The organism is Myxococcus sp. CA005, assembly GCF_006518205.1.
GTDB classification, from domain to species: domain Bacteria; phylum Myxococcota; class Myxococcia; order Myxococcales; family Myxococcaceae; genus Myxococcus; species Myxococcus xanthus.
This window is the reverse complement of the sequence record NZ_SRLV01000013.1, coordinates 122133-144745: the sequence shown is the minus strand read 5'-3', so window position 1 is coordinate 144745 and position 22613 is coordinate 122133. Positions and strand designations below refer to the sequence as shown.

The window sequence follows — 22613 nt, the reverse complement described above, 5'->3', positions numbered from 1 at the left end:
CTGGGCATTCACTCGCCGTTACGGCCCGTGCACTCGCTCACCCCGCTGAAACGGGGCTTTGTCAGTGGGCTTCACCGCAGGGGTCTCCCCTGTCGGCGCCACCCCAGCTATGCGGCCTTGACCTGTTACCGCCTCGGGACTTTCACCCTACGGGTCCATGAGTTCCTCCAGGCATCACACAACTTCCCTGACACACGGGGTCCCCTCCCCTGGCGGGCGGCTGGCCCGAGGCCGCCTGCCCCCTCACGTCCTTCCTGCCCCGGCGCGCGGTGGCGTCTCCACCCAGGCAGCCTTAATTCAAGTCAGGGGAGGCGCATCCATGACCAGCCATCTCGTGCTCGTGCCCGGCTTCGGTGGATTTGATGCACTGGGCTCGCTCCGCTACTACCACGGCGTGACGGAAGTGCTTCAGGCTGGTGACGACGAGCGGCCCGTCCACTACTTCACCAACCTGCCCACGGCGAGCGTCCAGACGCGGGCCCAGGCGCTCCAGTCGTGGCTGTCCGAACTGCGGAATCGAAGGGCGATAGCGCCGGAAGATGAAATCCATCTGGTCGGCCATTCGACGGGTGGCCTGGACCTCCGCCAGTTGCTCATCAACCTCCGGAACCAGCAGGCGCAGAAATGTGCGGACAGCCCGCTCCCGCTGCTCAAGCAGCTCCGTACCGTGCAGTTCATCTCGACGCCCCACCAGGGAACCGCGCTCGCGCACCGGCTGGGCAACTCCCGCCCACAGGTGCTCGCGTCCCGCCTGTTCCTGCGCGTGCTGTACGAGGGTACGCGCGGACTGAGAGGCGTGGGGCTGGGGGTCCTCGGGCGCGCACTCATGACCTTGAGTCCCAGGCAGCAGACGGCCGACTGGATCGACGCCATCATCGACACCCTGGTGCGTTGCTACTCCCGGGAGGCGAGCCTCCCGCGTGCTACCGCGCGCGGCACCTACTTCGACCTGCTGCGCTGGCTGCTTCACATGACCAGCGACTTCGCCGTCATCACCGACCTGGACCCAGCTCCCGCCTCCCCGGCGCCCCCGAGTCCGGCCCATGCCGGGGATGCAGAACTCGCTGCGGAGGCGGCCTTCATCGAGGAGCACCACATCCAGGTCCGCTCCATCGTAACGGTCGCGCCCCCCAGCAAGGCCTGGCCACCCACCTTGTTCAAGGTGCTGCACGCGCTGACTGCCTTCAATCCTCCGCAACGGCTGCGGCGCACGCGCGAACTCCACGAACTCTGGACCAGCAAGCACCAGGTGCTGCGTCCCACCGACAACGATGGCATCGTCAACTCCGTCTCCCAGGTCTGGCCGGACGAGGCCCGCAGCTACCTGCTCCAGGGCGATCATGCGGACGTCATCGGGCACTTCAGCGCGCAATGCCCACCGTCCCAGGCCAGTGTCGCGGCCACCACGTTCCGCCAGTACGACCTGCTGAACTCCCCCGCGGGCTTCGATCAACGGCGGTTCATCAGGCTCTGGAAGGACATCGGCCGCTTCACGGCCAGCCAGCAACACCGGGAAGCAACGGCGCCTCGGCCGCGCGGTGGAGCGCGCATCCACCACATCGGGAGCGCGCCGCCGCACCGAGCGGACTCGTGAACCCGGCCGCGGAGCCCCCACACAGCGTCGTCTGGAGCACCGCCCCCCACACACCCGGACGATTCAATCCACCGCTGCCATTCCCATGATGGCGGGGCCACGGCCCCCGGCCGAAGCGGTTCGTCTGACAGGGGCTGTGACGGTCATGGGAGGGGTGATGAGTGGAATGGATGAGATGGAGGGGACCGTCCAACCCGTCGCGGGCGTGTCCACTGGCGTGCCCCGTCCGGCCGCCGCGCGGCGAATCAAACCGGTCGCGAAGTCCACGCTCCGGCCCTTCCGCCGCACCGTCGCCTCGCGGGCCCTTTCTGGAGTCTTCTCCGGGCTCAACCGCGTCATTGCCTGGCACCGGCTGCCGAAGTTCCTGGGCCTGCTCAACCTGATACCCATCCGCGACGAGCTGCGGGCAAAGAACCTCTACGACACCACACACCTGCCCTCCACCCAGGCTCCCGAGCCCCCCACGTGGGATCCGGAACTGGCCACCCGGCGCGCCTCGGACGGAACGTACAACGACCTCTCGAATCCCCGGATGGGCGCCGCGGGAACGAGGTTCGGCCGTAACGTCCCGCTTGAGAACGCCTGGCCCGAGCCCGAGCCGGCGCTGCTGGAGCCGAGCCCCCGCGTCATCAGCAACCGGCTGCTCGCGCGCCAGTCGTTCGTTCCGGCCACCTCGCTCAATCTGCTGGCCGCAGCGTGGATTCAATTCATGACCCACGACTGGTTCGACCATGGCTCGCCCAAGCGTGGCGGCGAGTTCAAGGTCCCCCTGGACAAGGAGCGCGGCGACTCCTGGTCCGAGGACCCCATGCGAATCCGCCGCACGCCCGAGGACCCCACCCGCATCCCCGGTGCCAAGGACGGCCCGCCCACGTACATCAACCAGCACTCACAATGGTGGGATGCCTCACAGATTTATGGAAGCAACGAGGAGGAGACGCGCGCCCTGCGCTGCACGGACGATGAGGACGGCGGCCAGCGTCGAGGCAAGCTCATCCTCACCGGCGAAGGGCTGGAGGCGCAGCTCCCGGTAGACCCCAATACCCACCTGCAGAAGTCCGGGGTGACGCACAACTGGTGGATTGGCCTGAGCCTGCTGCATACGACGTTCGCCAAGGAGCACAACGCCATCGTGGACCGGCTGCGGCTGGAGTTTCCCGACTGGAATGGCGACCGGCTCTTCCACACGGCCCGCCTCATCAACACGGCGTTGATGGCGAAAATCCACACCATTGAGTGGACGCCGGCGATCCTCGCGCATCCCACGACTGAGACCGCCCTCAACACCAACTGGTGGGGCCTGGTCGGCCAACGGGTGACCCGGCTGTTCGGGAGGATGAGCCGCAGCGAGCTCATCAGCGGCATCCCCGGGAGCGAGGTGAACCACCACGGCGTCCCCTTCGCGCTGACCGAGGAGTTCGTGGCCGTCTACCGCATGCACTCGCTGATACCCGACACGATGCGACTGCACCGGATGCGGGATGGCGTCCAGGTGCGCGAGGTGGCGATGGTGGACCTCGCCGGCCCCAACACGCTGAAAGCCCTCGAAGACGGGCTCACCATGGTGGACCTCTGCTACTCCTTCGGTATCAGCCACCCCGGCGCGCTCGTGCTGCACAACTACCCCGCCTTCCTGCGCGACCTCCACCGGCAGGATCCGGACGGCGCCGAGTCCCGCGTGGACCTGGCATCCATCGACGTGATGCGCGACCGGGAGCGCGGCGTGCCTCGCTACAACGCCTTCCGCAAGCTGATGCACCTCCAGCCGGCCCGCTCCTTCAAGGACATCACCCGTAACGAGCAGTGGGCCCGGGAGCTGCGTGAGGTCTATGGCCACGTGGACCGCGTGGACCTGATGGTGGGCATGCTCGCCGAAGACCCGCCCAGGGGTTTTGGCTTCAGCGACACGGCCTTCCGCGTCTTCATCCTCATGGCCTCGCGCCGGCTGGCGAGCGACCGCTTCTTCACCAACGACCAGAACGTCAACCTCTACACTCAGCCCGGGATGGCGTGGCTCAACGAGAACACCATGGCCAGCGTGCTGCTGCGCCACTACCCGGGACTCGCCCCCGCGCTCCGCCAGACACGGAATGCATTCGCCCCCTGGGAGCCGGTGAGCATGGTGGCCACGGAGCCCCCGGCGGGAAGCCTCCTTCACTGAGCCGGGGTCACCACTCGTTCCAGGGGGCGGGGGCCGGACCACTCCGGCCCCCGCGGGCAGGAGACTTCCATGCCATTCGGCACGATATTTCGAGAGCTGAAGTTCCCGAGCGGCCTGCGCGTGAAGAATCGCATCTTCCGCTCCAACGTCTCTGGCCGGTTCGACAACTACAACGGCACGGGGACCCAGACCACGCAGCCTGGAGTCCCTCGCGCCGTGGCCAGCCTTGCACGCGCAGTGGACAGTCCCGGTGCTCCAGAGTCGCTCGCCCCCTCCAGCTTCCGAGACTTCACTCAGAAGCACGCCGCCAGAAGAGCCCTTCTCGCACGAAGTGCTCATGGACCCAGCGCTCGCTGGCGGAGGACAGCTGCCATTCGCCACGTCCCTCAAGGACCAGGATGTCACAGCGCGCAAGCATGGGGAGCATCGTCCGCTGCGAGCGCTCATCCTCGAAAGCGGCTCCTGCGTGAGCGAAGCGCCCGGGGGTGCCCAGTGCATCATTCAGCATGAGGCCATAGGGGTCGACGAGGATGGGAGTCCCCTCTGGGATTCCGGGAAGCCGCCCGGCGGCGATTGCCCACGCCGGTTCGAAGGTGCAAAGGGCTGAATCCGGGGGGACGGAGGCCCGGAGTGAGCTCCCGAGCGTGAGCAGGAAACGGTCTCGCTGATTCGCAGAGCGGATAGCCGCCGGCAGCGGTGAGAGTGCGATGAGCATCACCGTGGCGGTGACGAGCGCGGCTTGCGTGCGCGAGCGCGTGTCCGCCCAGCTCAACACGACGGAGGCCCCCAACCCCGCGAGGACCGCCATGGTAGGCGCCAGGTTGGCGTTGTACTGGGCCCAATAGCTCTTCGACGACAAGAAGGTCACGAGCGTCAGAACCCAGGCGGCCGCGAAGAGTCGCTCGGCGACGGCCTCCCTTCGACGAGTTCGGGCCAGGGCCACGACCAAGCCCCATACACAGAGGACGGAGAAGCCCATGCGCCCGTCTCCCAGAACCATGAGAAGCCGGCGCCAGACATCTGACTCGCCATCGGGAGGGCGGAGCAACTGGAACCGAAGAAGGCCATCGAGCATCGCGGCGGGGGCGAGCGCGAAGAAGGGGCCCAGCCAGACCAGCCCCACGGCTGCCGCGACAAGCACGACCCGTAGGGCACGCCGTCCCTGGCCCTCCATGCCGCGAGCCCACACCGCGGCGATGACCCAAGCGCCGGCTGTCAGTTTGATGGCGCACGCGGTGGCAAGAAGGGCTCCGGCCAGCAGATCCCCCTTCCACCGTGAGACATCAGCCCCATGCCGCAGCCAAACCCATGCCATGCCAAGACAGGCGAGGTTGAGCAGTGGCTCCAGGAAGGGCCCACGCTCGGTGGCGGCCGCTTCTGGGAAGACGGCATAGGCGAGCGCGGCCACGACGCCTGCCCTGACTCCCCATTGCTCCTGAGCAATGCGTCCGCACAGGAGCGTGCTCAGTGCCCCGATCCCGGGGACGAGCCAACGGACCACTGCGAATGCCAGCGCTGCGTCGAAGCCACGTGCGAGCGCGGCCACCGGCGCCAGCAACATGGCAATCCCAGGAGGGTGGACGAAGAAGTAGTCACGGTAGGGCAATACACCATGGGAAAGAAGTGCGGCGGCACTGAAATAGACGCCCTCGTCGTAGTCCACGGCATGCCCGAAAGCGCCTCCCCGGTGGAAGAAGCCCGCGATGCGCAGCAGCCATGCACCTGAAGCGATGAGCACCAGGGGCCACCAGGACAGGTGGAGACGGGGCGTGGAGAGATTCGAAGAACGCACCCGGACACGCGTACTAAAGGCATCCCGGTGTGTCGAGAAGGCACAAGTCAGTTCATGCAGCGCACATCGCCAGTCGAACTCCTGACTTGACTCACTGAATCATCCGGAGACATGACTCTTTTTAATACTGACAGGTCCCGTGTGTGGCGCTTCAGGAGTCCACATTCATGGGGAGTGCCCATGCACAGCCGATGCATCGGCCTCGTCCTTGCGTGTCTCATTCAAGGAGCCTGCTCACTGACAACCCTCGTCCGCTTCTCCGTCCAGGAGATTCGACGCCTGTTGCTGGCACTCTGGCGACGCACGCTCCCATCAGTCGCCTCCCTCCTCCACTGGAGTCACTGGCGACGTCACTCCCAAGCCGTCGCCAGGCAATGCCACGACCGGGGACGCGGCACCAGACTCAAACTACAACTGTAGGTTCTCCGCCTCTCGCAGAATGCGGACCATCTGCTCCTCGGTAAACCTGCTCTTCCTCACGACCGACCGGCCTCCTCGCCGCGAGGACGCTCTCACGCTTCAACGGGTCCGAAAATGGGGGGAGCAAACCATCGAGGAGCGCGCCCATTCCTTCGCACCCGACTCAGATCGACTGACGATACCCGAAGAACTCGTGATCTTCATCGTAGCCGCCGTAGCCGCCTCCCACTTCGAAGAAGTCAGCGACGAACTCGATGCCGGCAATCCACTTCACTTGCTTGAAGCCGAGCTGGACCTCGTTGCGCAGGCGAAGCGGCGCCCCGTGGCCGTAAGAAAGCGGCTCGCCGTTCATGTCATAGGCGAGCATCGTGAGCTGATAGTGCATCTGCGCGATGGGATGCGCGTCGTAGTAGCGGCCGCCGTCGGAACCGTCGCCGAGCGAGTAGAACACGACCCATTTCGCGTCGGGCTTCGGCCTGACCAGCTCGAGGAGGGTCTGCATCGAGACGCCGCCCCACTTGGCGACACCGGACCAGCCCTGGATGCAGAAGTGCTGCGTGATCTGCTCGTGGCGCGGCATGGCGCGCAGCTCGTCGAGGCTCAGCTCGACCGGATTCTCGACGAGCCCGTGAATTCGTAGCCGGTAATCGGCGAAGTGGTTGTCGAAGAGCGCGCGGTACTCCGGCGTCTCGGGGTACTTGCCGTTGTGCCAGAAGTACGGCGAGATGTCCTTGTCCGTGTAGGTCCCTGGCTTGGCGTCGAGGTGCTCGAAGAGCCGCTGGGCCGGGCCGATCAGCGAATACCCGACGCGTTGCACGACCCGCGGATGTCGCAGCGTGAACGGCGTGGCCGCCACCCACGCGATCACGACGACCGCCATGGAGACAGCGAAGATGCCAAACCCGACCCAATCGTTGGCGTCGGTCCCCGCGTACACGTGGTTCAAGTTTCGCAGCAGGCCGGTCGCGAAGACCATGGTGACATGGATGAAGGTGAAGAGGATGAACCAGCACAGGACGAGAAAGTGCAGGGAGCGCGCGGTCTGGATGCTGAGCCGCTTGCTGATGCCGTGGAACCGGGTCGAAAGCGCTGGCGACATGCCGAGCCCGGTCATGAGCGCGAGCGGCGCCGCGATGAAGACCGTGATGAAGTAGGCGATGATCTGGAGGCCGTTGTACGCGACCCAGCCATCGTTCTGAGGCCAGCGCAGGGAGAGGTACTGGAGCAGAGCAGACGCGGCGTCGGGGAACACCTGCCAGTTCGTCGGGACGATGCGGCGCCACTCTCCGGTCGCGAAGAGCAGCACGTAGAAGACGAGTCCGTTCGCCAGCCACAACATATCGATCCCGAGGTGCCACCAGCGGGCCAGCCCGATTGAGTGGCGGATGCCCGGAAGCCCAAGATGTTTGGGCAGCGTGAGGGAGTCCTGCTTGGCGGTCCAGAGCGGCAGGTCCGGCACCTGCTTCTGCATCCGGAGCCACTCTTTTCCCGGCGTCGAGTGCCGGGTCCAGTACAGCCGGGGATGGTCGGCGAGGATCTGGAGGCCCGCGCGAATGATGAAGATGAGGAAGAACAAGTTCAGAAAATGCTGGGCGCGCAACCAGACCGGCATCGGCGTGGCAAACGCGGTTGCGAACCCGGTCCCGGGATGCCGGTGGATGAACCCTTCGACCGCGGGGAGCCCGCGCAGATACTGCGCTACGGCGACCCCGAACAGGAGAAGCCCCCAACCGATCGGGAGCAGCCAGACCAGGTTGAACCAACGGTTCGCGCCGATTCGCAGGCGAGGGGCGATACCGAAGGCGGCCGGAATGGAGCCGGCCCAGGTCTTCGGATCGACGACGTCCTCGCCCTTGGTGAGGCGCTCTCGCAGCTCCTTCACCAGCTCCGGTGAGACGCGGTCGGCTCCAGAGGGCGGCGGTGGCGTGGCGGTCGGTTTCGGTGGGTCTGCCATTTCACGGGCTCCTGAGCGGCGACTCGGCTTCGCGCGGCTCCCCTAGAGCGAGAGCGAACCGCCTCCTCTGCATGAGTTGCACATCGGCAGGCATCGCTGCGTTGACCTCAATGGTGCGACTCCGGCGCGATTAGAAGGCTTCGCCGTGGCCCAGCGTCGGCGGCATGAATGAGGCCTCGGGCCAAGAGCGCGCTACCGAGCGAGCAGAAATACAAATACCCACGCTGCTCGCCGAAGCGGCGGATCAGGCGCTCGAGAGCAGGTCCCGGCTCGACATGCATCAATCCCGAGAGCCCGCGAATGACCCCGACATCGCCCTCCGGGAACACGTCCAGCCGGCCCAAGCCGCGCAGGAGAACCAAGGCCGCGCTCCAGGGGCCAATACCGTGAAGCCCAGTGAGCATCCGCATCGCCTCGGCGCTGCTCATTTGCGAGAGCATGGCCTCTGTCACATCGCCCGCTTGGATGGCGGCGGCGGCCGCGCGGAGCGCCTCGGCCTTCCTCGCGCTCAAGCCACAGGAGCGAATCGCGTCGAGCCGCGCCTCGGCGAGCGCAGCAGCAGTAGGAAAGGCGTACCGTACTTGCCCCTCGTGCGGCAAGAACCGGCCGAAGCGCGCTACCAAACGGCGAACGACTGCGACCCCGGCGTCCAGGCTGACCTGCTGGAACGGGATGACGTTCGCGAACGTCTCGAAGAGGCTGGGGAACCGTGGCGGCCGCATACCGCGCAGCGCCCGCACAATGGGGCCGAGCTTGCGCTCGGATTGGAGCAGCCGATCGAGCGGCTCCGGGTCCACATCGAGTCCGAGCCCCCGCCGCAACACCCGAGAGATCTCGGCATGCGCGCCGCGCGAGTCATCCCCATCGAGCACGCGGAACCGGACCTGCGGCTCGTCCACCGTCCCCTGATTCGAGACCTCGACCAGCACGAAGCCATCGGAGACCGTGAGCGCTCGCAGGTACCGTCCGCCCTCCCAGACGTCGACGAGGTTCGTCGGCCGCCGCTGCAGTACGCGCACGGTCGCCTCGAGGTGAAACGGCGCGCGCGTATCGAGGGATGAGCCGAGGCCCGCCGGATACGTGAGCCGCGTGCCATCGACATGAGCGAAGTCGGTCATCCGGTGCGGCGTCGACCGGGTTCGGCTGGTGATGTGCTCGACCTGCGCGCCGCGAACTGTCAGGGCGTCTGCGACCAGGGAGCGATGGCAACGCCAGGGCACGGCTTCGGCGCACATCAACGCTACCGTGCCTTCCGCGACCAGCTCACGCAGCTCGGCCAGCCCAGACTCGAACGCGTCCGTCAGCATGTAGTCCGCGTACCCGCGGAAGCTCGCATTGCGCCACCCCGTGTTCGGTGAGTCACCCCGCGCGTGCCGCAGCCCTCCGAGCGCGGGGAGATGGACGTAACGGAGGTGATGCCGGCGAAGCGCGGAGCGAAGCGCCTCGCTTTCGAATTGCGGATTGTGGCGCGAGCGCGGGATCGTCCTGATATCAACCACCGTGGAGACGCCGAACGGTCGAAGGAGCGCGATGAGCTCGTCGAGCGTTCGCGTCGAGTGGCCAACGGTATAGAGTTGGAGGCCTTGCCAGCTCTTTGCCCCGCGCATCGACTTTCTACCCCTCTCTCATGGGCTCTTCCATCCGAGCGTGAGCAGGAACGCGCTCTCCTCGATCGCCTCCACGTCATGGCGCAGGCCTTTCTCGAGGACGAGCAAACGCCCGAACGGCAGCTCCACAGTCTTGTCGGGCAGGCGAAGTCGCACGTGCCCGGAGAGCGCGTGGACCGACACGGTTTCGCTGGCGCGATGCTCCGCCATCCGTGCGCCGGCCTTCATCACGATGAGGACGATGCGCAGGTCGGGCTCGCGCACCAGAGTCCGCGCCGTGTGTCCCTCCCGCTGGTAGGCGTCTTCTCGCCGCATTTCACGCTCGACTGCCGCCAGGTCGAACGTTGCTCCGCCTACGGGATGTATCGGTTGGGTCATGCCGTTCCTCCTCTTTCCGGGTCTTGGCTCTGGGCGTCCGCCTCAGGCTCGCGCCACACTTCGCGTTGGGATGCGATCGATGCCCGGAGCCATTCATGGTTCATGAGCGCGATGGCATCGATGCTGATCGACTTCGGGCACGCCGCCTGGCACTCGCCGTGCCAGGTGCAGTTGCCAAAGCCCTCCTCATCCATGCGCGCGACCATGGAGAGCACCCGCCGCTCCCGCTCCGGCCGCCCCTGAGGCAGGAGCGCCAGGTGAGAGACCTTCGCGCCGGTGAAGAGCGCGGCCGAGGCGTTCGGGCAGGCGGCGACGCAGGCCCCACAGCCGATGCAAGCCGCGGCGTCCATCGCCCCGTCGGCGTTCTGTTTCGAGACGGCCCGCGTGCTCGCCTCGGGCGCGGCCCCCGTTGGCACCGAGATGAACCCGCCAGCGCCGATGATTCGGTCGAGCGCGCTGCGATCGACGATGAGATCCTTGAGCACAGGAAACGCCCGCGCGCGCCAGGGCTCGATCACCAGCAGCGCGCCGTCCGGAAAGCGGCGCATGTGGAGCTGACACACCGCCGCGCCGCCGAGGGGACCATGCGCCGCGCCATTGATCATCACGCCGCACGTCCCGCAGATGCCCTCGCGACAGTCGCTCTCGAACGCGACCGGGGCCTCGCCTTTGGCGGCGAGTTGCTCGTTCAGGACATCGAGCATCTCGAGAAAGGACATGTCGGCGGTGATGTCAGACACCTCGTAACGGCGGAAGGCGCCCAGGGACCGCGGCCTCTCCTGTCTCCAGATCTGCAGAACGAAGCGCACGCTGTTCTCCTTCCCCCTTCGCCCACGAGCGCCTCGGTATGGAGGTACTCGTCGCGCGGGTGTTCAGCAGATTGCCCATCACGGATGCGCCGCCGCGCGGGCCGGCGGTTGGTAGCTGCCGGGCACGGAGCGGAACGGGATGGCGATCCGGTTCCAGCCGTTGATGGTGATGACCGCCATCGTGAGGCTGACGAGCTCTTCTTCGCTGAAGTGTTGGCGCACGCGGTCGTACAGCTCATCCGTGACATCGTTCTGCGAGATGAGCGTCAGCGCTTCCGTCCATTCGAGCGCGGCGCGCTCGCGTTCAGTGTAGAACGGCGTCTCGCGCCAGGCCGACAGCCCGTAGAGCCGCTGCTCGGTTTCCCCGGCGACGCGAGCGTCCTTCGTGTGCATGTCGATGCAGTAGGCGCAGCCGTTGAGCTGCGACGCGCGAGTCTTGACCAGATCGAGCAGGGGGTGCTCGAGCCCACAGTTGCGGACGAAGCGTTCCAATCCGAGCATCGCCTGGTAGGCGCTGGATGATTTCTGGGGGAAATCGAGTCGCTGTTCCATGTCGAAGGTCTCCTATCGGTTCCGGCGGCAGAGGGTGCGCGGACGGCTGCGCACCCAGGACCGGGCCGCCTTTCGGGTCGTGCTCATTTGTAGCTCCTGGTCTCCGCCGCGACCGACTCGAAGGAGAGTGGCTCCTTGTGGAGCGCGGGAGGTCGATCCTGGCCGCGGTATTCCCATACCGACACATGGCAGAAGTGCTCGTCATCTCGGCGCGCCTCACCTTCCGCCGTTTGAAACTCCTCGCGGAAGTGCGCTCCGCACGATTCGCGCCGCTCGAGCGCGTCGCGGCACATCAGCTCCGCGAGCTCGTAGTAATCGGCGAGCCGCCCTGCTCGCTCGAGCGAGTCGTTCAGCTCGATGCCGGTGTCCGGCAGCCGGAGATCTCGCTCGAAGTCGCCCTGAAGCGCCTGGATGCTCTCGAGCGCGGAGGACAGCCCGCGCTCGCTGCGCGCCATGCCGCATTGTTCCCAGAGGAGGCTACCCAGCGCGCGGAAGTGGTCCTCGACGGTTCGCGTGCCTCGCGAGGCGAGCAGGCGCTCGAGCTTTGCCTGCACGATGCGCTCGGCGTCTCGAAACGCGGGATGGTCAAGGTCGACCGACCCTGGCCCGAAACGCGCCAGCTCGGCCGCGATGGTGTTCGGGACGATGAAGTAGCCATCGGCGAGCCCCTGCATGAGGGCGCTCGCGCCGAGGCGGTTCGCGCCGTGGTCGGAGAAGTTCGCCTCGCCGAGCACGTAGAGGCCCGGCAGGGTGCTGCGCAGGTCGTAGTCCACCCAGAGCCCGCCCATGGTGTAGTGGACGGCGGGGTAGATCCGCATCGGCGCCCGGTACGGGTGCTCGCCCGTGATGCGCTCGTACATCTCGAGGACGTTCCCGTAACGTTCGCGAATGGTACCGGCCCCGAGACGCTCAATGGCATCACCGAGGTCCAGATACACGCCGCGCCCGCCGGGGCCAACGCCCCTGCCCTGGTCACAGATTTCCTTGGCCGAGCGCGAGGCGATGTCACGCGGCGCGAGGTTGCCGTAGGTTGGGTACCGCCGCTCGAGGAAGTAGTCCCGTTCGCTCTCCGGGATATCGCGCGGTGTCCGCTGGTCCCCCTTGAGCTTCGGCACCCAGACACGCCCGTCATTGCGCAAGGACTCGCTCATCAGGGTGAGCTTCGACTGATGAGGCCCGCTGACGGGGATGCAGGTCGGATGGATCTGCGTGAAGCAAGGGTTGGCGAAGCCGGCGCCCCTTCGGTACGCGCGCCAGATCGCGGTCGCGTTCGAGCCTCGCGCGTTGGTCGAGAGATGGTAGATGTTGCCGTAGCCTCCTGTCGCGAGGATCACAGCATCGCCGGCGAACGCCCTCAGCTCGCCCGTCCGGAGGTCGCGCGCGATGATTCCCCGCGCCCGTCCGTCGACCATGACGAGATCGAGCATTTCGGTCCTCGGATGCATGCGAACCTGGCCCGCGCTGATTTGCCGCTCGAGCGCCTGGTAGGCGCCGAGGAGAAGTTGCTGCCCAGTCTGTCCACGCGCATAGAAGGTGCGCGAGACGAGCGCGCCCCCGAAAGAGCGTGTGGCGAGGAGCCCTCCATATTCGCGGGCGAAAGGGACTCCCTGGGCCACGCATTGGTCGATGATGCGGTTGCTCACCTGGGCAAGCCTGTAGACATTCGCCTCGCGGGAGCGGAAGTCGCCGCCTTTCAGCGTGTCGTAGAACAGCCTCCACACGCTGTCGCCGTCGTTGCGGTAGTTCTTCGCGGCATTGATGCCGCCCTGCGCGGCGATGCTGTGCGCGCGCCTCGGCGAGTCGTGAAAGGAGAAGCAGTGCACACGGTAGCCAAGCTCGGCGAGCGTCGCCGCGGCCGAAGCCCCCGCCAGCCCGGAGCCAACCACGAGCAGTGTGTACTTGCGCCGGTTGCTCGGACCAACCAGGCGTCCTTCGCGCAGTCGGCGCTCCCACTTTTGCTCGAGCGGCCCGCTCGGAATCCTCGCGCCGAGATCCATGGCTAGCGCACACCTCCGAGCCAGATCGTGAGCGGAATGCTGCTGAAGCCGCCCCAGAGCACCAGGGCGAGGATCCACGCAACCGGTCGCCGTTTCGGCCGAGGCGAGGGGCGCGACCTCCCGAGGCTCCGCAGCGAGGCCCATGCACCGTGCCAGACATGCATCCCGACGAAGGCCAGCGCGCCGAGATAGATGGCCACCACCCAGGGGACGCGGAAGCCCTCCACGACGTTGTGGTAGACGTCATGCTTCTCGAACGGCACCGGCGCGATGGTCCCAGTGGTCAGATGGAGAATGTGGAAGACGATGAACCCCGCGAGCACGACGCCCGTGAGGCGCATCGTCCGAGCGGGCACGGTCGTGGATCGTGGCCTGAGTCGGCGGTAAGCCACCGGGCGCGCGAAGCGGTCACGATTCCAGAGCAGCGCCGCCGCGCCGATGTGGATGACGGCGGAGGCAAGGAGCACCGCGCGAGCGGCCCACAGGAGCGGGGGCTCCCGAACGAGAAACGCGGAGTACTCGTTGAGGGCATCCCGCCCTCGGTAAACGAGGAGATTGCCGAGCAGGTGGAAGACGAGGAACACGACCAGCACGATGCCAGTCGCTGCCATCAGCACCTTCAGCCCGACCGTGGACCGCCACGGATGCCGGCGTCGCGAGGCGTCCTGCGGGCGGTCTTCATTGAACTCACCGATGGACTGCATGCGCTCCCCTTCGCAAGGCTCGGCAGCCCGTGACGCGCGGGCGGCTCCAGCGGCTGGCGAACATCAATCATCCGGCACCTTCCGCAGGCGTTGGTCCGCGCCCCTGGAAAAGAGGTGAGTTGGGCACGTAGCCCACTCACTGCAAGCCCAACGCCCCGTATGTCCCGCGAGTGCACAACGCCCATGTCGAGTCTGCGACGTAGGTGTGGCGTAGCGCCTCATCGAGCGCGATTTGAACGTCACAAAAGAGGCCGCACGAGCGCTGCGAGAACTCTCGGGCGACGATGCCCACCGCGTCCCCTGCTTCATGCGCTACATGCACGGCCTTTCCTTGAAGGTGGGACCTCGGTGAACCTCAAGACGCTCGACTTCAAGGGCGCCAACGGCAAGACCATCGCCGTGCCGACGAGCCCCGCGTCCATCGACATCACCTCCAAGCTGACGACCTGCGCCGCCGACGCCGCACCAGTTCCAGGTTTCGAGAAACGCCCGCGACAGGCCCGTCCCCGAGACTTCCGGTGGCGGGCCTTTTCGTGTCAGGATTGAATGAGCAACCGGTGCACGCGTCGATGCGTCACTCCGCCGGGCTTCACCAGCGCGGACCCATTCCCCTACCTAGGAGCAAACCTCATGAAGCGGCTCATCCAGGGACTGTCCCTGACGTCTCTGTGTCTCTCTCTGGCGGCTTGTGGTGCCAACAAGTACTACACGCTGCCCGTCGACTCGCATGACGCCTCGACGACCAAGACGTCCATCGGCGTCTGCGCCCTGGAGAGCGGTCTCGAGTCGCAGTCCATGGACAACACGGCCATCGCCGTCACCTACGATGCGACCTCCACGATGTATTACCGTTACAATGGGAAGGACGCGTACACCTTCCAGGTCTCCGTGGACGACAAGCAGGTTCCTCCGGAGGAGCTGGAAGCGAAGCTCGCCACGGTGCGCAAGAAGGGCGAGGAGCTGTACCTCTGCGCCCAGGACCGCATCAACCCGCGCTTCGTCGCCGCCCCTACCCACGCGCCCGCGCAGACGAACGTCACCATCAACCTGAACGCCCCGGACGCGAACTCGCGGGACTCCCTGTCCGCTGGCGCGTCGGTGTCGACGAACACGAACACGGCCTCTGCCTCGACGACGTCATCCTCCGCGTCAGTGGACCTGGGCGAGGGCACCTGCGCCCGCGCCGTAGACTGCTATGCGCGGCTGGCCAAGACGGTCTGCGAGGGCGCGCAGGACTGCAGCTTCAAGGTGGAGATGTCTGGCAACGACGAGGCGAGCTGCCGTGACGCGCTGCTCCGCGTCCCGGACCTGATTCAGCCGTTCAAGATGATTCGCCCCAACCTCTCCGCGCCGGCCGTCTGCCGCGCCGAGTAGTCCGCTGGAACAGCCCGCCTCCGGTGCCGTGCCGGAGCGCGGGCGTCAGGGGCCTCCGGTTTCCCGGCCCGTGAGGCAGGCGGAGTGGACGACCTTCGCTGGGGTGGCCCCAGAGAAGGCCTATTCCTGGAACGACTGGGTGAGCTTCGCGATGGCCCCTGGAAGGCCCCGCACGCGCAGCCGGCTGCCGCTCTCGTCGTAGGCCTGGGACACCACCGTGGTGTGCTCGTACACCTCGCTGATGCGCCCCTGCCGGGAGTAGGGAATCACCAGGTCTGCCTCCACCATCGAGGACTCGAAGAAGGCGATGATGTTCTTGCGCAGCATCGCCACGTCGTCCGGCAGGTGCGCGGAGAGCAGCAAGGCGTCCGGGTGCTTCGCGAGCAGCGCTTCCTTCGCCGCCGCGTCCAGCCGGTCCGCCTTGTTGAAGAGAAGCTTGCTCGGGACGGCGTCCGCGCCGATATCCCGGAGCACCGTGCGGGTGACCTCCAACTGCGCGGCCCACGTGGGGTCCGACGCATCCACCACATAGAGCAGCAGTGACGCTTCCAGGGCCTCGTCCAGCGTGGAGCGGAAGGACGCGACCAGGTCGTGCGGCAGCTTCTGGATGAAGCCCACCGTGTCGGAGACCAGGATGCGCGGACGGGTCTCCGGCTGCATCGCGCGCACCGTGGTGTCGAGCGTGGCGAAGAGCTGGTCCGCGACCAGCACCGTGCTGCCCGTCAACGCACGCATCAGCGAGGACTTGCCCGCGTTCGTGTAGCCCACCAATGCCACCCGCAGCAGGTCCCTTCGCGCGTAGCGGCGGTGGTCCTGGTCCTTCTGGATGGCCGCCAGGCCCTCGCGCAACTCCGCCAGCCGGTCGCGAATCTTGCGGCGGTCCAGCTCCAGCGCCGAGTCCCCCGCGCCACGCCCCTGCTGCCGCTCGCGGCCTCCGGTGGATTCGCGCAGCCGGGGGGCCAGGTAGTTGAGCCGGGCGATCTCCACCTGCATCCGCGCTTCATGGCTCTTCGCGTGCCGGTGGAAGATGTCGACAATCACGCCCGCGCGATCCAGCACCATCGCGCCGGTGGCCTTCTCCAGGTTGCGCAGCTGGCCGGGAGACAGCTCGTGGTCCACGACCACCACGGTGGGCCGGGGCTCCGCCTTGTCGTCTTCTTCCGAAGGCGGAGGCAGCAGCGCGTCCTCCGTCTCCACGCCGTCGGCCTCCTCTTCGACAACCTCGTCCTCGGAGTCGGGCTCCGTGTTGGCGGCGGCCTCCCACTTCTCGCGGGCCTTGGACGTCCGGTCGCTCGCTCCGGATGCAATCACGCCCGAGCCTCCGGTGAGGGCCGCCAGCTCCTTGAGCTTGCCCGTCCCGAGCACCGTGCCCGTGGCCAGCCGCGTCCGCTTCTGGGACACGGTCGCCACCGTGTCATACCCCAGCGTGTGCACCAGCCGGCGCAGCTCCGCGAAGTCCGCGGCGTGCTCTTCGTCCGAGACGCCCGGAAGCTGGACACCGACGAGGACGGCACGCAGACGCTCAGGGAATGTGGAAATCGCCATGCGCATGCTCGTAACACGTCGGGCCGTCCCGCGACGGGGCGAGTCCACGCCCCCCGCCCCCCTCGGGGTCCGGGCGACACCTTGCCTGGATGGAGAGGGGGGTAGGAATTCCGGGGGCGGACCTCCCGGGCAGGGTAGGCTTCCGCGTCCTCGCGCTACCCAAGGCTTCCATCCCATGACATTCGCTTCGCTCGGCCTGTCGGACGCGCTCACCCGCGCCGTGGCCGGACTCGGATACGACGAACCCACGCCGGTGCAGCGCGCGACCATCCCCGTGGTCCTGCGAGGTGGCGACGTCTGGGCTTCGGCGAAGACGGGCTCAGGGAAGACCGCCGCGTTCCTGCTGCCCATCCTGGAAGCCCTGCGGGCACGTCCCGGAGGGTCGGTCCGACCGGTGCGGGCCTTCATCCTGGTGCCCACGCGGGAACTCGCCGCGCAGATCGTCGATTCAATCCAGCGGTACGGCCAACACCTGAAGAAGCCGCTGAAGACCTGCCTCGCGGTCGGTGGCGTCTCCGCCAACCCGCAGATGCTGGCGCTGCGGGGCGGCGCGGACATCGTCGTGGCCACGCCCGGCCGCGCGCTGGACCTGGTGCATCAAAACGCGCTCCGGCTGGACCAGGTGGAGACGCTGGTGCTCGACGAGGCCGACCGGCTGTTCTCGTTGGGCTTCGCCGATGAGCTCAACAGCCTGCTGGCGCTGCTGCCCACGCGCCGCCAGAACCTGTTGTTTTCCGCCACCTTCCCGCCCGCGGTGCGGAAGTTCGCGGAGCAGTTGCTGCACGAGCCCACGCGCATCGACGTCGATGACGGGGAGCTGCCCTCGACGGAGTTCATCCTCCAGCGAGCCCTCCAGGTGGATGTGCCCCGGCGCACGATGCTGCTGCGGCACCTGTTGGAAACACATGCGTGGAGCCATGTGCTCACGTTCGTGGCCAGTCGCTACACGGCGGACCATGTCGCCCTGAAGCTGAACCGCGCCGGCATCGTCGCGACGTCATTGCATGGGGAACTCAGCCAGGGCGCGCGCACGCGGGCGCTCGCGGACTTCAAGGCGAAGCGCGTGCGCGTGCTCGTGGCCACGGACGTCGCCGCTCGCGGCCTGGACATCGCGCAGCTGCCGGCGGTCGTGAACTACGACCTGCCCCGTTCGACCGCGGACTACGTGCATCGCATCGGCCGCACGGGGCGCGCGGGCGACAAGGGCGTGGCGATCAGCTTCGTCAGCGCGGGCACCGAAGCCCACTTCCGACTCATCGAGAAACGCCACCAGCTCGACCTCCCGCGCGAGCAGGTGCCGGGCTTCGAGCCGACGGAAGAGGTCTCGACGACCACGCCGCCCCGGGATCCAAACGGCGGAGTGAAGGGTCGGCGCAAGAGCAAGAAGGACAAGCTGCGCGAAGCCGCCGCTGCCGCCGCCACTCGCCCTCCGAAGCAAGGGCCGTAGCGGCTCCTGCTCCCGCGTGTCCAGCAAGGCCACGTGCGATTTCGCGGCCGTCAATGAGGATGCCACCCTTCCCTCCCCGGGCGCTCCCGCTGGAACGCACGCGTCGCATGAACGGAAAGCCGAGGAGGGCTCAGAAACCCGAGGGCGAAGCCGGTAGCGTGTCCGGAATCCCGCGAGGCCCCTGCCCCGTGGCCTGGACCGGAGGAACGCCCCGTGCGTCGTGATGTCGCCGTGCTGCTGGAGAACGCCCCGCCGCGGCGCCGGGCCCTGTCAGAAGCGGCGTTCGTGTTCCTCGCCGTCCTCGGGCCCTCGTCGGCGGGCCCCGCGGGTCGGGTCGTCCTGGCCGTGCTCGCGGTCGCGCTGCTCGCCTGGGGACTGGCCCTGCTGCGCCCCTGGGAGGCCACGCGCGCAGGCGCCTGGCTGGGCGTCCTGGGGCTCCTGGTGGCGCTGGGCGGCACGGGCGCGGGCGCCTGGGTCGCCACCGCGGCGGAGCAGGAGAAGGGCATCTCCCTGTCCATGGCGCCCCTGTGCATCCGCGCACTGGGGATGATCCTGCTGGTGGCGGTGCTGGTGTGGCGCGACAGACAAGGGCCCGCGCAGGTAGGGCTGGCGCGCGAGGGCTGGGCGAAGGAGCTGCTGCTCGGCGTACCGGTGCTCGTCGCCACCTACGCGGTGCACATCGCCGCGTCGGTGCCCATGGCGGCCGTCGCCGTGGCGTTGAAGCTGGCCGACAAGGAGATGCTGGCGCGCAAGGGCCTGGCCACCGCGCTCATCGACACCGGCCTGGACGTGCCCGCCTTCGCGGCCATCATGGTGCTGGTGACAGGCTTCGAGGAGTTCGTCTTCCGGGGCTTCCTCGTGCCCCGCCTGCGCGTGGTGATGGGCCGCTGGGTGCCCGCGGTGCTGGTCGCGGCCGTGCTGTTCTCCGTGGGCCACTTCTACGAAGGCACGCTCGCCGTCTTCCAGACCTTCGTGATGGGGGCCTGGTTCGGGTTCGTCTTCTGGTTCCGGGGACGCCTGCTGCCCCTGGTTGTCGCGCACGCGGCCTTCAACACCATCAGCTTCGCGCTGGTGATGTGGCTGTCGAAGTCAGGCTACCTGGACAAGCTGCCGCCGCTTTGAGGGTAAGCCAGACGCGGAGGACGGCGACGGGAGGCGGAGTGCCTCCCACCGCGAGCCCACGCGGTGTAGGGTGTGCGAGTGCTGCTCAACGACGGCTATGTGTATCGCGAGAAGCTCGGGCGCCGACCGGGCAGCAGCGCGCTCGCCCATATGACGGACAAGTATCGTCACTCCTCGGAGGAGGAGTGGCGGGCACGCTTCGCGCGGGGCGAGGTGCGACTCGACGACGTCACCGCCGACGGCTCGGAGCCGCTGAGGCCGGGGCAGTGGCTGTGCTGGCACCGCCCGCCATGGGAGGAGGCGGACACTCCGCAGTCCTTCGAGCTCGTGTACGAGGACGCGGAGTTGGTCGTCGTGGTGAAGCCGAGCGGACTGCCGACCCTGCCCTCGGGAGGCTTCCTGAAGAACACCCTGCTCTCCTTCGTCCAGGCACGATGGCCCGAGGCGGTTCCCATGCACCGCCTGGGACGCGCGACGTCGGGCCTCGTGCTCTTCACCCGCACCCGCGACGCAGCCGCGCGCCTGGCGAGCGATTGGCGCGAGGGCCGCGTGCACAAGCGCTACCGCGCACTCTCCCAGGGACTCGCCGCCCAGGAGTCCTACGACATCCGCGCGCCCATCGGGTTGGTGCCCCATCCGCGGCTGGGCGAAGTCCATGGTGCCAGTGCGCGGGGAAAACCCTCTCACAGCACGGCCCGGGTGCTGGAGCGGCGCACCGAGCACACCCTCTTCGAGGTGGACATCCACACGGGGCGCTCCGAGCAGATCCGCATCCACCTCGCCTTCATCGGCCACCCGCTCGTGGGTGACCCGCTCTTCGCCGTGGGCGGCCTGCCGCTGGCGGAGAACCCCGGCCTGCCCGGAGACGGCGGCTATCTGCTGCACGCGGAGTCGCTCACCTTCCAGCACCCGCGCTCGGGCGAGCACGTTCAGCTTCAGGCGCCAGCCCCGCTCGAGCTCCGCGTCCAGGACTCCTGGCGGTAGCGCCCGGGCTCATCCCTCGAGCCACGCGCACGGACAGTGGGGAGGAAGCAGGCCATGGCCGAAAAGAGCAACGACGTGGTTGGCATTTGACGTGAAGCACTTCCCTGGCATGCAGCACTCCCTTCATAGGCCTCTCATGTGGGCACCCTGCATCTCCCGGTGAGGGAGGCGTCTATCCATGGCAAGCTCCTCCGCGAGTCCTCCGAGAGCCCACCATGGCAAATGCATCCTCTCGCCCTTCCCCGCTGCTGAGTCGCCCATCCCTGAAGCGCGTCCGGGATGCCGCCAACTTGCTGGCCTCGCTCGCACCGGGCGTGCTGTTCGTGATGGCGCTGCTGGTGGTGTCTCAGCAGACGCGATTCTCCTGGCTCGCCGAGCCCCTCCACTACCCCTGGGAGTTCTGGGTGGTGGGGCTGGCCGGAACGACGGCGACAGCGGCCGGCGTGGCGGACTGGCGCTACCACCGCGTGGCCCGGCTCCGAGTCGGGCCAAGGGAGCACCAGGCGGAGTTCCTGGCCCTGGCTGGCGGAGGACTCCCGCTGTTCCTTTTGATGTGCGCCGCGTCGGTGGCGCACAGGCCCCAGATGTATCTGCTCCCCGTGCTCGTCGTCCTCATCGGGACGGTGGCCCTCATCTGCTACGACGAGTTCGTCTTTCACCGTCGGCGGTGCGACCGGTGGGAGGCCCTGCTGCACCGGACGCTGCTCGCCGGCCATGCGGCGGCCTTCCTCGCGTGGGCGCATTTCTGCTTCGTCCGTGAGAATCTTCGTGGCGGATAGCCCATCCTCGTCATGGCAGCGAGGCACCGAGTTGCTGAAGCGCGCGGCCTGCCTCTACGACGCCCCCGGCTCGGTGCTCGCCGACGAGGCACGAGGCGCATGGCGAACGGGCTTCACTGGCGGCGCGGCGTGGATGGCGAACGGTCTGGCCCTGGTACGAGGTCAGCCCGCGGCCACCGTGCCGCCCAACGTGGGTCGATGGGGCGCCCTCAAGTACGGTGGCGCACTGCTCTCCGCAGGAGTCGCCGGAGGGTTCGCATCCGGACTCGGGGCACCTCTCGCGGTGGCGCTCGTAGTGGCGGGGCTCGCGTTCTATGCCGCTGAGGCCCAGGGGCTCTTCCTGTTCCCACTGCTGTTGGATGGCACGGAGCATCCTTGGCGAAGCGGACGCGCCCTGCTCCGCCGGGCAGGCGGTACGCCGAGCGCCATGGGAACGGTGCTCATGCTGGCCGGGGTGATGTTGCTCGGAGGGGTGGTAGGACGCGGATGGCTCCGCTGTTGGTGTCTGGGCTGTCTCGCGGTCGTGCTCTGGTACGAGGATCTACGAACGTGAGCCGCGCGCGGTCCCTCCCGGAGTGCTGGAACCACGGACTCGCCCTCGCGATGGACGCGGTGCGCATCAACACGGTGTCCCTGGAAGTCCGGCGAGGCGTCTCCCTCTGGCACAAGCAGCGACGCCTCGGCATGGGTGCGGTCATCGCCGTAGGCAATGTCTTCCTGCACCTGTCGCGCAGCCGCATCCGGATGCATCCTTCAGTCTCACGCTGGCGAGGTCGGGAGTTGGCCTCCTTCGCGCTCCTGCACCCGGGCCGCCTTGCCGAGCCTTGTGGCGGACGCGCGGTTGTCCTGGAGGCCCTTCCAGGAGAGCGCCTCGACCGGCTGCTCCAGCAAGGTCGACTCACGCCGAACATCATGGAGGCCGCCGCGAGGGAATTGCACCGGGCCCACGGCCTGACGCTACCCGGCGCCTCCCGGGCATGGTCCCATGGGGACGTCCACCTGAAGAACCTCCTCTATGACGAGGTCAAGCAGCGCGCTTGGCTCATCGACTTCGAGACGGAACACGACACCAGCCTCGACGCCAGCGAACGGCATGCGGACGACCTCCTCGTACTCCTGCTGGACCTGAGAGGACGCGCGCCGCTGGAGCAAGCTCGCTCCCTGGCGGAGGCATTCCTCCGCGCGTACCCGGAGCAGACAGTCCGGCGGGAACTGACGTCTCGCCTTTGTCCACCCCGAGGACTGGAGCGGGCACTCTGGAAGAGCCGCTCCCATCACCTCCCCGACGAGGCCCTCATCGACTGGCTGGAGTACCTGCAAGCAGCGGTCGAGCCCCGACTCAAGAAGGGGCACGTACCGGGCAAGGTCGTCAGCCTGCCTCCAGCCTGAGAGAA

General features: G+C 67.5%; 19 protein-coding genes. 10 read left to right on the top strand and 9 right to left on the bottom strand.

Going from position 1 to position 22613, the window contains the following annotated elements:
• Positions 1–319: 319 nt before the first annotated feature.
• Both FMQ63_RS08630 and FMQ63_RS08625 read left to right on the top strand, forming a co-directional pair.
• Positions 320–1594: a triacylglycerol lipase gene (locus tag FMQ63_RS08630; protein ID WP_020480798.1), complete on the top strand. Its 1275-nt coding sequence runs from the start codon at positions 320–322 to the stop codon at positions 1592–1594.
• Between the two features lie 157 nt (positions 1595–1751).
• Complete coding sequence (locus tag FMQ63_RS08625; RefSeq protein ID WP_225909405.1) at positions 1752–3755, top strand: peroxidase family protein; 2004 nt, start codon at positions 1752–1754, stop codon at positions 3753–3755.
• 289 nt (positions 3756–4044) lie between these two features.
• Here the strand turns inward: FMQ63_RS08625 and FMQ63_RS08620 are convergent, their stop codons facing one another.
• From FMQ63_RS08620 to FMQ63_RS08585, 8 genes are all read right to left on the bottom strand, one after another.
• Entirely contained in the window at positions 4045–5547 is a 1503-nt protein-coding gene (locus FMQ63_RS08620; RefSeq protein ID WP_011555185.1) for a glycosyltransferase family 39 protein, read from the bottom strand.
• 583 nt (positions 5548–6130) lie between these two features.
• The gene (locus FMQ63_RS08615; RefSeq protein ID WP_011555186.1) at positions 6131–7921 is read right to left on the bottom strand and encodes a molybdopterin-dependent oxidoreductase; all 1791 of its coding nucleotides are present in this window, start codon (positions 7919–7921) and stop codon (positions 6131–6133) included.
• A 107-nt stretch (positions 7922–8028) separates the two neighbouring features.
• Positions 8029–9528: a DUF488 family protein gene (locus FMQ63_RS08610; protein ID WP_011555187.1), complete on the bottom strand. Its 1500-nt coding sequence runs from the start codon at positions 9526–9528 to the stop codon at positions 8029–8031.
• A gap of 18 nt (positions 9529–9546) precedes the next feature.
• Positions 9547–9792, bottom strand: coding sequence for a hypothetical protein (locus FMQ63_RS08605; RefSeq protein WP_225909406.1), 246 nt, complete (start codon positions 9790–9792; stop codon positions 9547–9549).
• Positions 9793–9902: 110 nt separating this feature from the next.
• A complete protein-coding gene (locus FMQ63_RS08600; RefSeq protein WP_011555189.1) occupies positions 9903–10715 on the bottom strand; it encodes a succinate dehydrogenase/fumarate reductase iron-sulfur subunit in 813 nt (270 codons plus the stop codon).
• Positions 10716–10793: 78 nt separating this feature from the next.
• Entirely contained in the window at positions 10794–11267 is a 474-nt protein-coding gene (locus FMQ63_RS08595; protein WP_011555190.1) for a carboxymuconolactone decarboxylase family protein, read from the bottom strand.
• Positions 11268–11350: 83 nt separating this feature from the next.
• Entirely contained in the window at positions 11351–13264 is a 1914-nt protein-coding gene (locus tag FMQ63_RS08590; RefSeq protein WP_011555191.1) for a fumarate reductase/succinate dehydrogenase flavoprotein subunit, read from the bottom strand.
• A gap of 2 nt (positions 13265–13266) precedes the next feature.
• Entirely contained in the window at positions 13267–13968 is a 702-nt protein-coding gene (locus tag FMQ63_RS08585; protein ID WP_011555192.1) for a succinate dehydrogenase cytochrome b subunit, read from the bottom strand.
• A 348-nt stretch (positions 13969–14316) separates the two neighbouring features.
• On the opposite strand from FMQ63_RS08585, the gene FMQ63_RS08575 reads away from it, so the two are divergent.
• Together FMQ63_RS08575 and FMQ63_RS08570 are read left to right on the top strand one after the other, a co-directional pair.
• A complete protein-coding gene (locus tag FMQ63_RS08575; RefSeq protein ID WP_020477764.1) occupies positions 14317–14514 on the top strand; it encodes a hypothetical protein in 198 nt (65 codons plus the stop codon).
• Positions 14515–14598: 84 nt separating this feature from the next.
• Positions 14599–15342, top strand: a complete 744-nt coding sequence (locus FMQ63_RS08570) for a hypothetical protein (protein ID WP_225909407.1) — start codon at positions 14599–14601, stop codon at positions 15340–15342.
• Between the two features lie 120 nt (positions 15343–15462).
• Here the strand turns inward: FMQ63_RS08570 and hflX are convergent, their stop codons facing one another.
• Positions 15463–16893 carry a GTPase HflX gene (hflX, locus tag FMQ63_RS08565; RefSeq protein WP_011555196.1) on the bottom strand — a complete coding sequence of 477 codons (1431 nt, stop codon included), beginning with the start codon at positions 16891–16893 and terminating at the stop codon, positions 15463–15465.
• A gap of 169 nt (positions 16894–17062) precedes the next feature.
• Here hflX and FMQ63_RS08560 point away from each other — a divergent pair, with 169 nt between their 5' ends.
• From FMQ63_RS08560 to FMQ63_RS08535, 6 genes are all read left to right on the top strand, one after another.
• On the top strand, positions 17063–18334 hold the full coding sequence (locus tag FMQ63_RS08560; RefSeq protein WP_011555197.1) for a DEAD/DEAH box helicase: 1272 nt from the start codon (positions 17063–17065) through the stop codon (positions 18332–18334).
• A 213-nt stretch (positions 18335–18547) separates the two neighbouring features.
• Positions 18548–19456: a CPBP family intramembrane glutamic endopeptidase gene (locus tag FMQ63_RS08555; RefSeq protein WP_011555198.1), complete on the top strand. Its 909-nt coding sequence runs from the start codon at positions 18548–18550 to the stop codon at positions 19454–19456.
• A 72-nt stretch (positions 19457–19528) separates the two neighbouring features.
• Positions 19529–20440, top strand: a complete 912-nt coding sequence (locus tag FMQ63_RS08550; RefSeq protein WP_011555199.1) for an RluA family pseudouridine synthase — start codon at positions 19529–19531, stop codon at positions 20438–20440.
• A gap of 215 nt (positions 20441–20655) precedes the next feature.
• Positions 20656–21219: a hypothetical protein gene (locus FMQ63_RS08545; protein WP_011555200.1), complete on the top strand. Its 564-nt coding sequence runs from the start codon at positions 20656–20658 to the stop codon at positions 21217–21219.
• Complete coding sequence (locus FMQ63_RS37820; RefSeq protein WP_228556386.1) at positions 21197–21772, top strand: hypothetical protein; 576 nt, start codon at positions 21197–21199, stop codon at positions 21770–21772. Before FMQ63_RS08545 ends, FMQ63_RS37820 begins: the two co-directional genes overlap by 23 nt.
• Positions 21769–22608 carry a hypothetical protein gene (locus FMQ63_RS08535; RefSeq protein ID WP_011555202.1) on the top strand — a complete coding sequence of 280 codons (840 nt, stop codon included), beginning with the start codon at positions 21769–21771 and terminating at the stop codon, positions 22606–22608. Before FMQ63_RS37820 ends, FMQ63_RS08535 begins: the two co-directional genes overlap by 4 nt.
• Positions 22609–22613: the final 5 nt, after the last annotated feature.

Bases quoted from the DNA above. Each gene is read 5' to 3' on its own strand.
- FMQ63_RS08630 (WP_020480798.1), top strand. From the start codon at position 320: ATGACCAGCCATCTCGTGCTCGTGCCCGGCTTCGGTGGATTTGATGCA.
- FMQ63_RS08625 (WP_225909405.1), top strand. From the start codon at position 1,752: ATGAGTGGAATGGATGAGATGGAGGGGACCGTCCAACCCGTCGCGGGC.
- FMQ63_RS08615 (WP_011555186.1), bottom strand. From the start codon at position 7,921: ATGGCAGACCCACCGAAACCGACCGCCACGCCACCGCCGCCCTCTGGA.
- FMQ63_RS08610 (WP_011555187.1), bottom strand. From the start codon at position 9,528: ATGCGCGGGGCAAAGAGCTGGCAAGGCCTCCAACTCTATACCGTTGGC.
- FMQ63_RS08595 (WP_011555190.1), bottom strand. From the start codon at position 11,267: ATGGAACAGCGACTCGATTTCCCCCAGAAATCATCCAGCGCCTACCAG.
- FMQ63_RS08590 (WP_011555191.1), bottom strand. From the start codon at position 13,264: ATGGATCTCGGCGCGAGGATTCCGAGCGGGCCGCTCGAGCAAAAGTGG.
- FMQ63_RS08585 (WP_011555192.1), bottom strand. From the start codon at position 13,968: ATGCAGTCCATCGGTGAGTTCAATGAAGACCGCCCGCAGGACGCCTCG.
- FMQ63_RS08570 (WP_225909407.1), top strand. From the start codon at position 14,599: ATGAAGCGGCTCATCCAGGGACTGTCCCTGACGTCTCTGTGTCTCTCT.
- hflX (WP_011555196.1), bottom strand. From the start codon at position 16,893: ATGCGCATGGCGATTTCCACATTCCCTGAGCGTCTGCGTGCCGTCCTC.
- FMQ63_RS08560 (WP_011555197.1), top strand. From the start codon at position 17,063: ATGACATTCGCTTCGCTCGGCCTGTCGGACGCGCTCACCCGCGCCGTG.
- FMQ63_RS08545 (WP_011555200.1), top strand. From the start codon at position 20,656: ATGGCAAATGCATCCTCTCGCCCTTCCCCGCTGCTGAGTCGCCCATCC.